This is a genomic window from Flavobacterium sp. CECT 9288 (assembly GCF_918731615.1).
GTDB lineage: Bacteria > Bacteroidota > Bacteroidia > Flavobacteriales > Flavobacteriaceae > Flavobacterium.
On sequence record NZ_OU957226.1, the window covers coordinates 47,773 to 63,082 of the forward strand.

Here is a 15,310-nt window from a genome sequence, read left to right on the forward strand (position 1 = left end):
AAAACAACAAATCATGAAAAATTCAAAATTCGCAGCAGTAGCATTAATAGCTCTTTTTTCTTTTACCTCTTGTGAAAAAGATGATCCTATTGCAGTAAATGAGGAAGAATTAATAACTACAGTGACCACAACACTTGTGGCTGGAAATCAAACGGTAACATTAACCTCAAAAGATCTTGATGGCGATGGGCCAAATGCACCCGTTGTAACCGTATCAGGCGATTTACTTGTGAATACTACTTATACAGGAAGTACCACGTTCTTAAATGAGTCGGTTACGCCAGTAGACAACATCACTGCCGAGGTTAAAGAAGAGGGTTATGAGCACCAATTGTTCTATCAAGCGCCTACTACAATAGGAGTTTTCACGTATACAGATGCGGACAAAAACGGAAAACCTGTTGGGTTAACTTTTTCATTAAGAACAGCAGCAGCTCCAGCAACTGGAACCTTAACAGTAGTACTTAGACACGAACCAAACAAAGACGCTGCAGGAGTAGCTACTGGATCAATCACTAATGCAGGCGGTGCCACAGATGCTCAGGTGACTTTCCCAGTTCAAGTTAAATAAGGTTAAAACCAATTTATACCCAAAAAAACGCTACCCGAAAGAGTAGCGTTTTTTTTGGGTTTAAGTGCAAAAGTACGGGTTACCATTTCAGTTCTTTTTTTCGTATTATTGTATGTGTAATCGAGTTAAATTTTTATAATCCAAAATAACGATGCTACAAAACCAATCTGTAATTCCTGATATTAAAGCCATTATAGCAGCTTCAAAAGACAAAGCAATTAGGGCGGTTGACAATGAAAGAACCTTGATGTACTGGCATATTGGGCAACGGATTTTCGAGGAAGAACAAAACGGAAAGGACCGTGCTGATTATGGGACTTATTTAATTAAATTTCTTTCTCAACAATTACAGCCAGAATATGGGAGTGGTTTTTCAGTGAGGCAATTAGAGAGATACCGACAGTTCTACAGAATGTTTCCAATTGCGTCCGCACTGCGGACGCAATTGAGTTGGACACAATATAAATTCCTTTTGGTAATTGACAATCAGTATAAAAGAGAATTTTACATTGCGGAAAGCGTAAAGAATAATTGGACGTCAAGACAACTCGAACGTCAAATTAACAGTAGCTTATACGAACGCCTTTTAATGAGCAATGATAAAGAAAGCGTACTCGCTGTTGCCAAAAATGAAAAACTTCCTTCAGATACTAAAGAGATTATAAAAGACCCTATGTATCTTGAATTTCTGGGGTTAAAACGAGAAGCGGCTTACTATGAAAACGATTTAGAAAGTGCTATAATTACTCATTTGCAAGATTTTTTATTGGAACTAGGAAATGGATTTTCATTTGTAGCAAGACAAAAAAGAATACACATTGATGGCGATGAATTTTTTACAGACTTAGTTTTTTATAATCGGATATTACAATGCTTTGTCATTATCGAAATCAAAACAGATAAACTTACGCATCAGGATATAGGGCAACTACAGATGTATGTGAATTATTACGATCGAGTAGAAAAACTGCCTCGTGAAAATCCAACTATAGGTATTTTGCTTTGTGCAAATAAAAATGACGGCGTTGTAAAATTTACGCTGCCGGAAAACGAGAAAAATATTGTAGCCAGTCAATATAAACTATACCTACCTACTGAACAACAGTTGCTGGAAGCTGTAAATATAGAATTGCAAAATTTTGAGGAAGCCAAAGAAAATAATTAAGGAAACGACAAAACTGTAGCAAAATACTTTACCCGCAAGAGTAACGTTTTTTTAGTTTTATTTAAGACTTTTCCACCTTTACCACACTAACTATTTCCCTATTTTTGTAACAACCTAAAAAAATAACTAATGAAGAAATCCTTTTTAATAATGGCTGTAACCTCTGCAATGGCAACTTTTGGCCAAAATAAAAACGAAAAAATATCATACCCAACGACCAGCAAAGGTACTACGGTAGATGCTTATTTTGATGCAAAAGTCCCAGATCCCTACCGTTGGCTAGAAGACGACAAATCAGCTGAGACCGGTGCTTGGGTCAAAGCCCAAAACGAAGTAACCTACGGGTATCTCAACCAAATTCCGTTTCGTGATGCATTAAAAGCAAGAATGGAAAAACTGTGGAATTACGAAAAAATAGGTGCGCCTTTCAAAGAAGGGAATTTCACATATTACTACAAAAACAACGGTTTGCAAAACCAGTCGGTGTTGTATAGAAAAGATGTCAAAGGAACCGAAACGGTTTTCTTAGATCCCAACACCTTTTCTAAAGACGGAACCACATCACTTGGCGGATTGGATTTTTCCAAAGACGGTTCAAAAGTAGCCTATGCCATCTCAGAAGGTGGAAGCGACTGGCGAAAAGTAATCATCATGGATGCCATTACCAATACAATTATTGAAGACACCATTGTCGATGTAAAATTCAGCGGCGTGTCCTGGAGAGGGAACGAAGGGTTCTACTATTCCAGTTATGACAAACCAAAGGGAAGTGAATTATCAGCAAAAACAGATCAGCACAAACTCTATTTTCATAAATTAGGAACAGCTCAAAAAGACGATCAAATTATTTTTGGTGCCGATCAAAAACGCCGTTATGTAGGCGGTGGCGTGACTGAAGACGACCGCTACCTTATCATATCAGCGGCAAACTCCACCTATGGGAATGAGTTGTACATCAAAGATTTAACAAAACCCAACATTCCTATTGTGACCATTGTAGATAATTTCAAGAGTGACAACAGTATCATTGAAAACGAAGGCGGAAAATTATTCATAGAAACTGATTTGAATGCACCCAACAAACGCATTGTTACGGTGGATATCAAAAATCCAAAACCAGAAAATTGGAAAGACTTCATTCCAGAAACAGAGAATGTTTTATCACCATCAACAGGTGGCGGTTATTTCTTTGCAAATTACATGAAAGATGCCGTTTCATTAGTAAAACAATATGATTACACAGGAAAATTGATACGCGAAATCAAACTGCCAGGAGTAGGAACTGCGGGCGGTTTTAGCGGAAAGAAAAAAGAGAAAAACCTTTATTTCTCATTTACAAATTACATCACACCGGGTTCTATTTTTACTTTAGATACACAAACAGGAACCTCTGTTGTGTATGAAAAACCAAAAGTAGATTTCAATACAGATCTGTATGAGTCTAAACAAGTGTTTTATACCTCAAAAGACGGTACCAAAATCCCAATGATTATCACCCACAAAAAAGGATTAAAACTTGATGGGACAAATCCAACCATGCTTTACGGATATGGCGGATTCAACGTGAGTTTAACACCAAGTTTTAGCATAGCCAATGCCATCTGGATGGAAAACGGAGGCGTGTATGCCGTACCCAACTTACGTGGTGGTGGAGAATACGGAAAAAAATGGCATGATGCCGGAACCAAAATGCAAAAGCAAAACGTGTTTGACGATTTCATTGCAGCAGCCGAATATTTAATTGCACAAAAATACACCTCTTCACAATACTTAGCCATTCGTGGTGGGTCAAACGGAGGTTTGTTAGTAGGCGCTACCATGACACAACGCCCAGATTTAATGAAGGTAGCCTTGCCAGCAGTAGGTGTGATGGACATGTTGCGTTACCATACCTTTACCGCAGGAGCAGGTTGGGCGTATGATTACGGAACAGCTCAGGACAGCAAAGAAATGTTCAACTACATTCAAGGATATTCACCGGTACACAATGTAAAAACAGGAACCCAGTACCCAGCCACTATGGTTACTACAGGAGATCATGATGATAGAGTAGTTCCGGCACACAGCTTTAAGTTTGCTGCCGAGTTGCAAGAAAAACAAGTAGGAACAAACCCAACCCTTATTCGCATAGACATCAATGCAGGACACGGCGCTGGAAAATCAGTAGCAGCAACCATACAAGAAAACGTAGACATACAAGCCTTTACGCTCTACAACATGGGGATTATGACCATCCCTGCAAGTAAATAAAAGCAAAAGAGGTACGGTGCGGTTACTCTTTTTTAGGAGCTTAATCCTGCTATCCGTTACAATCTTTATATCCGCCGAAAAGGCGGAAATAAAGGATTTTCACTTCAAATGGAATTCACTGAACTCCTATGGAAATAAAAGTATAGTGAAGTAATCAGGGCTAGGGCATTCAACTCCTCAGACGATTTTCTTCACGAGAAATGAAGTCGTCACCACACAAATTTCAAAAAACGCTATTCGAAAGAGTAGCGTTTTTTTTTTTGGAATGTAGTTCTCGCTAAATTTCTTCAATCCCTAATGATTTGAAAAAATCAAAAGTACCATCATACATATAAGTTGGTCTTGTAATATCTTCATTATTGCCGAATGGAATATAAATTACCATTCCTTGTCTTGCTCTTGTAAGTAAAACTCTGTAAGAGTTAATTAAATAGTTAGTAATGTCATTACTATTTATATTTTGCCACTTTGTGCCTTTGAATTTTCTGTAGTTCCATTGATTATTGTCGTAAAATAAATCACCATCCCAAGCTACACATGTCCAATCTAATTCTAAGCCTTGAATGTCAAATTCTGTTGCAACTTCTTCTAAAAAGTAAGAAGAGCGAATATCATCTTTATCATTTAAAAACCAAATTGGCGCATTAATTTTAGCTTTCACATTTAATCCAAAAGGTCTCAAGCGAATTCCACCAGATGAAGCCACAACTCCGGTTCTTTCGGAACCTTTTGCTGATTTTTTTAACCAACCTCTAGCACTGTCTAGATCTCGGGTTATTTTAATTGGATAGTCTTTTTTGATAAAATTTATATAAATACTTTTAGCTTTGTCAATATCATTATTAATAATTTCTTGAATAAGATTTGATAATTGAGCGCTTCTAAATGATCTTAATGAAATGGATAGATGTAGTTGATCTTTTTTAATAGCTTTCCTTTCATTTAAAACAGTCAATGCTTCTTTGTCTTTAATGTAATTTCCATCCTCAATAATTTTTGAAGAATAATAAATATTCCAATCTTTAAACTTACCCGCAAATGGTCTAATCCATTCTTCTAATCCAGCTTCACCAGTATTGATTTCTTGTCCTCCTCCAATTAAACAAACTATTGTGCACCAATCCTGATGTCTGTCCATAACTTCAATAAGAAATTCAGGTTCTGATTTATCAAAATCAGTAATTCCTTTATTTCGTTTCATAAAATTAGAAGCTTGTTCTTTGGTCCAAGCTCGTTGCGCTTCATCAAAAATAGTTACTTTTTCAATGGGTGCTTTTCCATCTTTTATAGAAGCGTCTCTAAAATGATGAATATTTTGTATAAATGATTTTACTTGCGATTTTGCTATATCTTTTGTTAAGCTTTCGCCGTTTTCTTTTCCTGTAATTACTTTGTCTCTGGCTAATGCTTCTCTTAGTACATCGACTAAAGGCCCATTTCCTGATAAAAATACTGCGTGTTCTTCTTCTTTATAATTTGAGCGAAGATTGGCAATGTTTAAACCTGCTAAAGTTTTCCCAGCGCCAGGAACTCCAGTAATAAAACAAATAGATTTTCTATTGTTGTCCTTTGAAAAATCAATGATTTGAGAAATACATTCTGACGTTACTGATAAGTTTTCAGCTCCCGAATCACTTCTTGAAATTTCACTTACATTATGTTTTTTATATAATGCCGTAGCGGCTTCAATTATAGTCGGAGTCGGTTTGTAAATTGAGTTTTCCCAATATTCGATGTCAATTGTTTCTGTATCTTCAAAATGTATTAATGCAGCATTAATTACCTCTGACAAATTACTAGAATTCGCATAAATTGTTTCATATAAATTATCAAAACTAGGACAGTAAATATTTTCTAAATAAGGTGCTTTATCTGCGACTAAAATTGGAATGATTATTTTGTTATGACTTCCTTCGTGAAAATTATTCAAATCTAAACCATAATCAAAAGCTTGATTGGTTGCATATTTGTCATAGGTATTTGACCCTATTTTAAACTCCAATACAAAAATGCAGTTTTGAATGATTAATATATTGTCAACACGCTTTCCCATTCTAGGAATAGTAAATTCAAAATATATTTTTCCAGTAAAAAAGGAGATGGTGTCTTTTAGGATTTCTATTTGACTTTTCCATGCATTAGATTGTAGAATATTCAATTTATTCAAATCATATTGTCCAGAAATTTTACCGAAAATAGTTTGGGAATTTTCATTAATAAATTCATTAATGGTGCTGGAATAGTAAGCTCTATTCATCAAACAAGTCTTTAATTTTTACATCAAGAGCTTTTGCCAATTTTTCAACAACTTCAATAGAAACATTTCTTTCACCTTTTTCAATTGTTGGTAAATAGGTTCTGTCAATTTCAGCAAGATTTGCAAGTCTTTCTTGTGAAAGACCTTTAGCTTTTCTTAGCTCTTTTATTTTTAAACCTAGTTTTTGTTTAATATTCATGTTGACAAATATTACAAAATGTGGTCTATATTGCAACGGAGTATAGTCCGGTTTTTGTTATCTTTGAAAGAAAAATGCTGCCATGGAAGTCCAAAAAAGTAAATTTGATTATTGGTCCTTCATAGAAAAATACTATCCAAAATATTCCAATTGTGATAAAGTTTTATTAAGTGATATTCTTACCAAAAAGCTTAATGGAGAAGCAATTTGTAAAGAAGACGAAGAATATATAAAGGATAGGGATGATAGAAAGGAGTTATTTGATCTTGATAAAGAATTGCTCTGTGAGGCTTTTGAAAACTTTTTCAATAATGTTTATCCGCAACAACTTCGATAATCAAGTGTGCTTTATTTTCCCAATATTTTATTAAGGTGTTCGGTTTTTCATACAGCAATCGGTAAATTTGAGAATAGAACATTAAATAATAAAAATTATGACAGTACAAATTAACACCGACAATAACGTAGAGGGACATGCACGCTTAAAATCATATATCCAAGATGAGGTAGCCACTACTTTGGCTCGTTTTGAGGAAAAGGTAACTCGCCTTGAGGTACATTTAGGAGATGAAAATAGTGATAAAGGCGGAGTAAATGACAAGCGTTGTACCATTGAGGCTAGACCTATCAACATGCAGCCTGTAGCAGTTACAAACCACGCCGATACTACTGAAAAAGCTTTTCACGGCGCACTTGATAAAATAAAAAAAGTACTAGAAACCTCTTTCGAGAAAAAGAGAGCTTTTTAAACCATAGCCTTTTGGCACACTAAAAAAAAATGACACTGTCTTGTGGAGATAGTGTCATTTTTTTGGTTAAGAATCTTTAGAATTGCAATAGTAGTTTTTATTATTTTAATAGTAAATTAGTATGCTCGCTGTGATTCCAAAAAGTATTGAAAAGTAGTCATTTGAGAAAACGAAATTTATTAGAACAAAATAATGGAAAACATAAAATTATTCGAAAGCCAAAAAATACGTTCCTTGTGGGATAATGAACAAGAGAAATGGTTTTTCTCCATTGTAGATATCATTGCTGCTTTAACTGATAGTAATAATCCACAAGTGTATTGGCGTGTTTTAAAAAAACGACTTTTGGCTGAGGGAAATGAAACCGTTACAAATTGTAACGGTTTGAAAATGGTAGCTCCTGATGGTAAAATGCGTTTAACAGATGTTGCTGATACAGAGCAACTATTCCGTTTGATTCAATCTATTCCTTCGCCAAAAGCAGAGCCTTTTAAACAATGGTTAGCTAAAATAGGCTACGAACGAATAGAAGAGAGTCAAGATCCAGAAAAGGCGATTGATCGTGCTATGGAAAATTATTTGAAATTAGGATACTCTACAGCATGGATTAATCAGCGCTTGAAAAGCATCGAAGTTAGAAAAGAACTCACCGATGAATGGGAAAATAGAGGTGTTAAAAAAGGGCAGGAATTTGCTTCACTTACTGATATAATTACCCAAGCTTGGAGCGGAAACACAGTAAAGCAGTACAAGAATTTAAAAGGCTTAAAAAAAGAAAATCTAAGAGATAATATGACCAATTTAGAATTGGTATTAAATATGTTGGCGGAAGCAACCACAACAGAGATTAGTAAAGAAAACAATCCTAAAACCTTTGCAGATAATAAAAAAATTGCCCGAAAAGGCGGTGAAATTGCTGGAAATACCCGAAAGCAAATTGAAGAACAAACGGGTAAAAAAATTGTTAGCCCACAAAATGCTAAAGTTTTAAAAGAAGATAATAATAAATTAAAAGAATAGTTGAAACAACAAATTAAACGATGAACTAGTTTTAGAACGTTTTAAATCATAGCCTTTTGGCACACCAAAAAAAATGACACTGTCTTATGGAGATAGTGTCATTTTTTTTGGTAGCATACGTAAAAGTATTACTGGAACTGGTTACTGATCAAACAGTAAGTTGGCCAGCGCCTCATCACGCTCATAGACGTCTTCGTAAAAATGAATCACACCATCGGGATCTACCCAAGCGGTAAAATAACCTATGTAAACCGGAATTTTATTTTTTAGCGTATACCATTTTTCATCGCCGGTATCCATGGCGGCATTAATTTTTTCAGGATTCCATTTTGGGTCGTCTTTCATAATGGCTGCCGCTAGTTGTCTTGGTTTTGCAACCCGAATACATCCATGGCTAAAAGCGCGGTCTTCTCTGCCAAACAAACCTTTGGAGGGCGTATCATGCAGGTAAATTGAATTTGAATTGGGAAATAAAAATTTCACAAGACCTAGAGAATTATGATTTCCGGGTTTTTGTCGCACCAGATTGTCTTTCCACTCCATATTGTGTTGCTCCAAATAATTGGGGTTTTTAGCAATAGCGGGTAAGATTTCTTTTTTAATGATGCTTTGCGGCACATTCCAGTACGGTCTAAAAACAATATACTTCATGGGCGCGCTAAAAATCACTGTTTTATTCAGGGTCTTGCCCACCACAACTTTCGACTGGAGTTCGGGTTTTCCGTCTCTAAAAAAAGTAAGTTCGTAGGCAGGAATGTTAACTACAATCAGTTCTTTGGATTTTGTGATGTCTTTTGATATCCATCTGCAGCGTTCCATATTGATCATTAAGGTCCTAATTCTACTTTCCACTGGCACATTCATATACCGAATGTGTTTTGGTAAAATCGTTTTGTTCAAGAGATTGCCGCTTCTTTTCTTAAAGTGTAGTATTCCTTCAGCTAGTTCCTCGTCATAAACAGCACTTTTAGAATCGGTAGAAATATCTTTAGTGATAAACAAGCGGGTGCGAATGGCTGCAATGGTGGCTGCGCTGTCTCCAGGTTTGTAGGACGCAACAGTGGAGTCAATAGGAATGGGTTTCCAGCCGCCTTTTTTTTCTATTTTTCTATATTCTTCAAGAACGTTTTTTAATAAATAATACTGCTTGATGGCACCTTTTTCATTTTTATGAATCAACTTAGGATCAACTAATAAGGAGTCCAAATAGTCCACATAGGATTGTTTTTGTCTTGGTAGAAACCATCCTAGTTCTTTAGATTTCTCTGGATCAATACCGTGGAATACTTTGTCTACATAAAAGAAATATATGGCAGAGCATAGCAGCTCCGTGTTGATATTGGGTTTTTTAGTTTCGGCAGGACTTGTGAACAAAGCATCCAGTTTTTCCTTGTAGGGTATTTTGGTTCGCACGCCTTCTTCACTGATGTTGTTGACTTTATTGTACATAACGCCAGCAAACTCATTGATACCGTTTTTATCATACCAAATGTACTTGAACTGATGTTTGCGGTACAATTGCGCCACTTCGGTTTGATACTGTTGCAAGGCGGGATGCTGGGTAAAAAAAGTTTGAATTTGAGTGCTATCAAAAGTGGCTTCAAATACAGGGGTGCTTTTTGTAGCGTTTGTGGCGAGTTCCTTTTTCTTGCAAGAAACAAAGGTCAACAACAAGATAAAAACAAGGCAAAATACGGTAACGTACAGTTTTTTCATAAGACCAAATAATATTTTAAAAACAGCGGTTTTGTGATGCAAAATTAAGGTAAATAGGAACCTCACCGACCACAATGAAATAGTGTCAAGCTTGTGGTAAGACTACTACTGTTTGTTTTATTTTATATTTTTTTAAAAAGTAAAAATAGTAAATTACTGTAAATAAACGTTTTGCAAAGTAATTTTTGTTTTGTTTAACTGCATTAGGATTACAAAACAAGGGTTCTAATCCAATAATTATACAACAAATGAGCAAATACTTGTAACTAATATCTAGTTTTTATGGCGCTATTTTGTTGTTTGGTACTGTTGTGAGTATTGAATAGCTTTTTGGTGCCAAATAGTTTTGTATTTCAGGCTGTTGCCAAAGATATAAAGCTGATAATCCTGTACCTTTATTTTGACGGAATGCACCATGTAGTATGAAAAAAAGAATCTTGAATATAATAAACCATCTCAAAGCCATGCCTTACAATAAAATCTTAAAGGGTGTTGGTGTTTTTATAGTGGTACTTGTGGCTGTATTGGTGCTAGTTACCGGACTCTTCTCTTGGTATTTTACAAGCCATAAAAAAGAAATTGTAGCACTTGTAAATGCTAAAATCAATGAAAAAAGCACCGCGTCAGTAGTTATAGGTGACATAGATTATAAGTTGTTCAAGGGTTTTCCTAGCATGACATTGGCTTTAAGCCAAGTTGTAGTAAGAGATAGCATGTGGCAAGCACACAAAAGGACACTGCTTCGTGCCGAAAAAATCGAGTTGCGATTGAACGTAATAGCACTTTTGGGCAATCAAATTGAAATGGATAAAATTGAAATTCAGCATGCCAAAATCCATCTTTTTAAAGGGAAAAACGGTTTAGACAATACGCTTTTGTTTCGGGTTAAACCCAAAAATAAAGAGGAGAATAAAAAATCGCCACCATCCATTGATCAAATAATTTTAAGCCAAGTTCGGTTTATATCTGAGCATCAAGAAAACCACAAACTGTTTGATTTTGATTCCATTTCTTTGCAAAGTAAAGTGCAATATGATGGAGATAATTGGCATGCCTTCGCTGATTTGAGTACACACGCAAGAAGCATGGCATTTAACACACAAAGAGGTAGTTTTATAGAAAATAAAAAAGTGGAAGGCCTTTTGGGTTTAGATTTTAATGCCGAAAGTAATTCCATTGCTGTGGTGTCTAAGGAACTGGCTATAGGAAATACGTTTTTTGAGGTTGATGCCCGTTTTAATTTAGACCCTAATACATCACCTTTTAAAATTGCGTTAAACGCGACCTTGCTTTGGCGTGAAGCCTCAAGTTTATTGAGCAATAACATTAGTGAAAAGGTAAATCAATTTGATTTTAAAAAACCCATTCAGGTGGGTTGTACTATAAACGGAGACATGAGTAAAACGGGTGATCCGGAAATTATAGTGCAAGCCAAAATAAAAAACAATGATTTAAAACTTCCTGATGGACTAATTACAGCCTGCACCTTTGATGCTACGTTTACCAATAATTATAAAAAAGGAGCGGGTTTTAATGATGCTAATTCAGCCATTACGATTACCGATATGAAAGGAAAGTTTAAAACCATCCCTTTTGAAATTCCTATCGGAATCATTTTGAATTTGGAGAAAACAGAAGCAGCTGGAAGTTTTCGATCTAATTTCTCGATTACACAATTGAATCAAGTGATCAATAAAGAATTGATGCATTTTTCTGGCGGTCAAGCCAAAGTGAATTTAGATTTTAAGTTTGATGTTCAAAAGTTACGCATTAAAAAACCCAAGTTTACTGGTAATGTTTATGTTAAAGATGCTATTGTAAATTATGGCCCACGAAACCTGACGTTTCTTAAAACCGATATACAACTTGACTTTACAGAGAAAGCGTTGCTCATTAAAAAAATTAATTTCAAGGACAACCGCAACTCGGTTTTTATGGACGGTCGTATAGACAATTTCATGACCCTGTACTATGACAATCCTGAAAAAATGATTGTGAATTGGGATATCTACGCTCCTTTTTTAGATGTGAAACAATGTATAGTAGCCTTAACGAGTAGCAGTGGTAAGCCAGCCATTCAAGAAAAATCACAAGATTCATTCTCAAAAGAATTGTATGAAGTCATAGATAAATGCCAAGTTGTACTAAAGCTAAAAGCAGATAAAATGACGTACAGCAAACTTGTGGCTACCCAAACCAAAGCAACAATTGTATTGGCAAATAATTCTTTACGCGTAAATAATGCCAGCGTGCAATGTGCAGGCGGAACCGTAGATTTTGAAGGGCAATTGACTCCAGAAAAAGATCATTTTAAATGGCAGTCAGAAACAAAAATACAGAAAGTAAACTTGAATCAATTTTTAGAAGGATTGAACAACTTTGGCATCACATCTTTTGAACCTCGCAATGTCAAAGGGAAGCTTACCGCAACTGCTGCCGTGCAAGGACTGTTGCAACCTGGCGGACAGCTTAAAACCAACTCCATGACAGGTGTAGCCAAATTTGAAGTGGTAAAAGGAGCGTTGATAGATTTTAAACCTATTACTAACATTGCCAAGTTTGCCTTTCCTTTTCGTGATGTAAATACTATTTCCTTCAGTGATTTATCAGGTGATTTCAAAATAAATGGTGAAAAAATTCAGGTAAACGCTTTAAAAGTGAGTTCGAATGTGCTGAATTTAGATGCAAAAGGAGTATATTCGTATGGTAGAGGAACTCGCTTGGCTATGACTATTCCATTGCGAAATCCAAAAAAAGATCACTTACTCGCAACGGATAAAGAGCGAGAAGAAAAACGTACCAAAGGCATCGTGTTGCACTTACTAGCCGCAGATGTCGATGGGAAAATTAAAATTAAATGGAACAAAAATCATGAATAAAGCAATTTTTTTCAGTAAGTCTGTATGTCTTTTTGTAGTAGTTTTTTTGGTGTGTGGAGCACCTTTTGCAACAGCACAACAGCAAAAAGATAAAGACGCCATTCATACCGTACTCAATAATTGGCACAAAGCCGCAGCAGAAGCAAACTATAAAGACTATTTTAGTTTAATGACCGATGATGCCGTTTTTATTGGCACCGATGCAACAGAAAATTGGGATAAAAAAGCCTTTCAAGCCTACGCAAAACCTCATTTTGATAAAGGTAAAGCTTGGAGTTTTACACCGCTGGAACGACATTTGTTTTTTGATAAAACCGGAACTACAGCTTGGTTTGATGAATTGCTTGACACCCAAATGAAAATTTGCAGAGGATCTGGTGTTTTGATAAAAGTGGGAAATCAGTGGAAAATACAGCATTATGTTTTATCCATGACCATTCCTAATGAAAATTCTAGCAAAGTGATTGAATTGAAAGCAGCAAGCGAGTCGGTTATTATCGATAAGCTCAAAGCTCAAGGAATAAAAAACTAAGAGCTAGTTCTTTTTTTAAGCAAGAAAAGGTTTCGTTATCGAGAGTTTGTCTCTTGATTTTTCATTTTTTTGATACTTTGACATTCTATCTTATATAATTCCTTAATTTTGCCCAAATATTCAAAAAAAGTGGGAAGCAAAAATAAATTAAAGAGGTTCAAAGAAAACGAGACATTCAATAACGTTTTTCAACCAACGAGAGAAGAAGTAGTAGGTGATTTATTTCCGTTGAAAGGAAAGTGGAATACAGATTTTTTTAAAAATGACAATCCACTTGTTTTAGAATTGGGTTGCGGAAAAGGCGAATATTCTGTGGGACTTGCTGAAAGATATCCAAACAAAAATTTTGTAGGTATCGATATCAAAGGAGCTCGTTTTTGGCGTGGAGCTAAAACAGCGGTTGAAACCGGCTTGTATAATGTGGCTTTTATTCGAACTCAAATTGAACTCATCAACCATATTTTTGCTGAAAACGAAGTAGATGAAATCTGGATCACTTTTCCAGATCCACAAATAAAATACAAGCGAACAAAACACCGAATGACAAATTCAGAGTTTTTACAATTGTATAAAAAAATCCTCAAAAAAGACGGTGTTGTAAACTTAAAAACCGATAGTGAGTTCATGCATGGATATACGCTAGGTTTGCTACACGGTGAAGGTCATGAGGTTTTGTATGCCAATCACAATGTGTATGTTAATGAAGGAAGTCCAGAAGAGGTAACTGCTTTTCAGACGTTCTATGAAAAACAATACTTAGAAATTAACAAAGCAATAACATATATTCGATTCAAAATCAAAGAATAGTTTTATATTTGAGGCAGATATTTCTGTACTAGCACTTTGACTATGAATTTAATCACTTCCTTGTTTTTGGGTTTTATTACCGCTTTTGTAGGGATTACACCTCCGGGCTTAATCAATATGACTGCCGCCAAAGTCAATATCAAGGAAGGGAAAAGTAGTGCCTACTGGTTTGTACTAGGCGCTGTAATTGTGATCTTTTTTCAGGCGGCCTTGGCACTTTTTTTCGCCCAATTTATCAAAGAACGTCCAGATGTTATAGTGCTCTTGCGTGAAATAGGTTTTGGAATATTTGCTTTACTCACCATTTATTTTTTGTTTTTAGCCAAAAAACCGGTTAAGAAAAAAGACAAAATCAAGAAACGAAGTACGTCCACACGTTTTTTCTTAGGCATGCTACTGTCTGCACTTAATTTTTTCCCTATTCCGTATTATGTTTTTGTAGGGGTTACACTTGCTTCCTACAACTTATTTTATTTTGATACTACCCATGTCTTTATTTTTGTTTCTGGGGTAGTGTTAGGATCTTTTTTAGTCTTTTATTGTTACATCACTTTTTTTCAAAAAATTCAAGATAAGACAGATTATCTCATGCGCAACATGAATACCATAATTGGCAGTATTACAGGTTTGATATCTCTTTTCACCTTAGTAAATATTGTTCGATACTATTGGGGATAATTCTTGTAACTCATTGTAGAACTCCACAATCATGACTGATACTAATTTCTTTGAACGTGTTTATGATATCGTAAGGCAAATACCTCATGGTAAAGTAACTTCATACGGCGCTATTGCAAAAGCGCTAGGAGCAGCGCGATCAGCCAGAATGGTGGGTTGGGCCATGAATGCATCACACACTCTTGAGGATGTTCCTGCACACAGAGTTGTTAATAGAAATGGTTTGCTTACTGGCAAAATGCACTTTGATGGCACCAATTTAATGCAACAACTTCTAGAAAACGAGGGAATTGTAGTGCTAGACAACCAAATTGTTGATTTTAAGAAACATTTTTGGCAGCCCGAAACCGCCGTTGAGTAACAATTTTAAGCTGAAAATCAGTTATAATTCCTACTGATTGATAAATCAATAAATGCAATGTAAATCCTTTAAAATATTAACTTTTCATCCTATCTTTGTAATCTGAAATGAGTTTAAATAAACATA

The 15,310-nt window shown here is 35.5% G+C and carries 14 protein-coding genes; 11 read left to right on the forward strand and 3 right to left on the reverse strand.

The genetic code is table 11. The features are described from left to right. The first annotated feature begins 13 nt into the window (after positions 1 to 13). From LQ189_RS00170 to LQ189_RS00180, 3 genes are all read left to right on the forward strand, one after another. Positions 14 to 571 (forward strand): type 1 periplasmic binding fold superfamily protein, encoded by a 558-nt coding sequence (locus tag LQ189_RS00170; RefSeq protein ID WP_158728605.1) that lies wholly within the window; start codon positions 14 to 16, stop codon positions 569 to 571. A gap of 151 nt (positions 572 to 722) precedes the next feature. Beyond that, the gene (locus tag LQ189_RS00175; RefSeq protein ID WP_230153790.1) at positions 723 to 1,736 is read left to right on the forward strand and encodes a YhcG family protein; all 1,014 of its coding nucleotides are present in this window, start codon (positions 723 to 725) and stop codon (positions 1,734 to 1,736) included. 150 nt (positions 1,737 to 1,886) lie between these two features. After that, positions 1,887 to 3,986 carry a prolyl oligopeptidase family protein gene (locus LQ189_RS00180; protein WP_370634885.1) on the forward strand — a complete coding sequence of 700 codons (2,100 nt, stop codon included), beginning with the start codon at positions 1,887 to 1,889 and terminating at the stop codon, positions 3,984 to 3,986. 277 nt (positions 3,987 to 4,263) lie between these two features. Here the strand turns inward: LQ189_RS00180 and LQ189_RS00185 are convergent, their stop codons facing one another. Beyond that, on the reverse strand, positions 4,264 to 6,243 hold the full coding sequence (locus LQ189_RS00185) for a DUF2075 domain-containing protein (RefSeq protein WP_230153792.1): 1,980 nt from the start codon (positions 6,241 to 6,243) through the stop codon (positions 4,264 to 4,266). Next, the gene (locus LQ189_RS00190; protein ID WP_230153793.1) at positions 6,236 to 6,442 is read right to left on the reverse strand and encodes a helix-turn-helix domain-containing protein; all 207 of its coding nucleotides are present in this window, start codon (positions 6,440 to 6,442) and stop codon (positions 6,236 to 6,238) included. The genes LQ189_RS00185 and LQ189_RS00190 overlap by 8 nt, the downstream gene beginning before the upstream one ends. Before the next feature lie 82 nt (positions 6,443 to 6,524). Here LQ189_RS00190 and LQ189_RS00195 point away from each other — a divergent pair, with 82 nt between their 5' ends. From LQ189_RS00195 to LQ189_RS00205, 3 genes are all read left to right on the forward strand, one after another. Next, the gene (locus tag LQ189_RS00195) at positions 6,525 to 6,779 is read left to right on the forward strand and encodes a hypothetical protein (protein WP_230153794.1); all 255 of its coding nucleotides are present in this window, start codon (positions 6,525 to 6,527) and stop codon (positions 6,777 to 6,779) included. Between the two features lie 97 nt (positions 6,780 to 6,876). Then, complete coding sequence (locus LQ189_RS00200) at positions 6,877 to 7,191, forward strand: HPF/RaiA family ribosome-associated protein (protein ID WP_086453357.1); 315 nt, start codon at positions 6,877 to 6,879, stop codon at positions 7,189 to 7,191. Positions 7,192 to 7,383: 192 nt separating this feature from the next. Beyond that, the gene (locus LQ189_RS00205; RefSeq protein WP_230153795.1) at positions 7,384 to 8,211 is read left to right on the forward strand and encodes a Bro-N domain-containing protein; all 828 of its coding nucleotides are present in this window, start codon (positions 7,384 to 7,386) and stop codon (positions 8,209 to 8,211) included. 141 nt (positions 8,212 to 8,352) lie between these two features. On the opposite strand, the gene LQ189_RS00210 is transcribed toward LQ189_RS00205, so the two are convergent. Continuing rightward, entirely contained in the window at positions 8,353 to 9,927 is a 1,575-nt protein-coding gene (locus tag LQ189_RS00210) for a murein L,D-transpeptidase (protein WP_230153796.1), read from the reverse strand. A gap of 437 nt (positions 9,928 to 10,364) precedes the next feature. Between LQ189_RS00210 and LQ189_RS00215 the strand changes: the two genes are divergently transcribed. The 5 genes from LQ189_RS00215 to LQ189_RS00235 all read left to right on the forward strand — a co-directional run bounded on the left by LQ189_RS00215 (position 10,365) and on the right by LQ189_RS00235 (position 15,184). Further along, complete coding sequence (locus tag LQ189_RS00215; RefSeq protein ID WP_230153797.1) at positions 10,365 to 12,806, forward strand: AsmA family protein; 2,442 nt, start codon at positions 10,365 to 10,367, stop codon at positions 12,804 to 12,806. Then, positions 12,799 to 13,338 carry a nuclear transport factor 2 family protein gene (locus tag LQ189_RS00220; RefSeq protein ID WP_230153798.1) on the forward strand — a complete coding sequence of 180 codons (540 nt, stop codon included), beginning with the start codon at positions 12,799 to 12,801 and terminating at the stop codon, positions 13,336 to 13,338. The genes LQ189_RS00215 and LQ189_RS00220 overlap by 8 nt, the downstream gene beginning before the upstream one ends. Positions 13,339 to 13,467: 129 nt before the next feature. Then, on the forward strand, positions 13,468 to 14,145 hold the full coding sequence (trmB, locus tag LQ189_RS00225; protein ID WP_158728596.1) for a tRNA (guanosine(46)-N7)-methyltransferase TrmB: 678 nt from the start codon (positions 13,468 to 13,470) through the stop codon (positions 14,143 to 14,145). 42 nt (positions 14,146 to 14,187) lie between these two features. Next, positions 14,188 to 14,823, forward strand: a complete 636-nt coding sequence (locus tag LQ189_RS00230) for a LysE family transporter (protein ID WP_230153799.1) — start codon at positions 14,188 to 14,190, stop codon at positions 14,821 to 14,823. A 31-nt stretch (positions 14,824 to 14,854) separates the two neighbouring features. Beyond that, the gene (locus LQ189_RS00235; RefSeq protein ID WP_230153800.1) at positions 14,855 to 15,184 is read left to right on the forward strand and encodes an MGMT family protein; all 330 of its coding nucleotides are present in this window, start codon (positions 14,855 to 14,857) and stop codon (positions 15,182 to 15,184) included. Positions 15,185 to 15,310: the final 126 nt, after the last annotated feature.

Excerpts from the sequence above, each read along its gene's own strand:
- LQ189_RS00220 (WP_230153798.1), top strand. The coding sequence starts at position 12,799 with ATGAATAAAGCAATTTTTTTCAGTAAGTCTGTATGTCTTTTTGTAGTA.
- LQ189_RS00230 (WP_230153799.1), top strand. The coding sequence starts at position 14,188 with ATGAATTTAATCACTTCCTTGTTTTTGGGTTTTATTACCGCTTTTGTA.
- LQ189_RS00195 (WP_230153794.1), top strand. The coding sequence starts at position 6,525 with ATGGAAGTCCAAAAAAGTAAATTTGATTATTGGTCCTTCATAGAAAAA.
- LQ189_RS00190 (WP_230153793.1), bottom strand. The coding sequence starts at position 6,442 with ATGAATATTAAACAAAAACTAGGTTTAAAAATAAAAGAGCTAAGAAAA.
- LQ189_RS00210 (WP_230153796.1), bottom strand. The coding sequence starts at position 9,927 with ATGAAAAAACTGTACGTTACCGTATTTTGCCTTGTTTTTATCTTGTTG.
- LQ189_RS00235 (WP_230153800.1), top strand. The coding sequence starts at position 14,855 with ATGACTGATACTAATTTCTTTGAACGTGTTTATGATATCGTAAGGCAA.
- LQ189_RS00185 (WP_230153792.1), bottom strand. The coding sequence starts at position 6,243 with ATGAATAGAGCTTACTATTCCAGCACCATTAATGAATTTATTAATGAA.
- LQ189_RS00170 (WP_158728605.1), top strand. The coding sequence starts at position 14 with ATGAAAAATTCAAAATTCGCAGCAGTAGCATTAATAGCTCTTTTTTCT.
- LQ189_RS00205 (WP_230153795.1), top strand. The coding sequence starts at position 7,384 with ATGGAAAACATAAAATTATTCGAAAGCCAAAAAATACGTTCCTTGTGG.
- LQ189_RS00175 (WP_230153790.1), top strand. The coding sequence starts at position 723 with ATGCTACAAAACCAATCTGTAATTCCTGATATTAAAGCCATTATAGCA.
- LQ189_RS00180 (WP_370634885.1), top strand. The coding sequence starts at position 1,887 with ATGGCTGTAACCTCTGCAATGGCAACTTTTGGCCAAAATAAAAACGAA.
- LQ189_RS00200 (WP_086453357.1), top strand. The coding sequence starts at position 6,877 with ATGACAGTACAAATTAACACCGACAATAACGTAGAGGGACATGCACGC.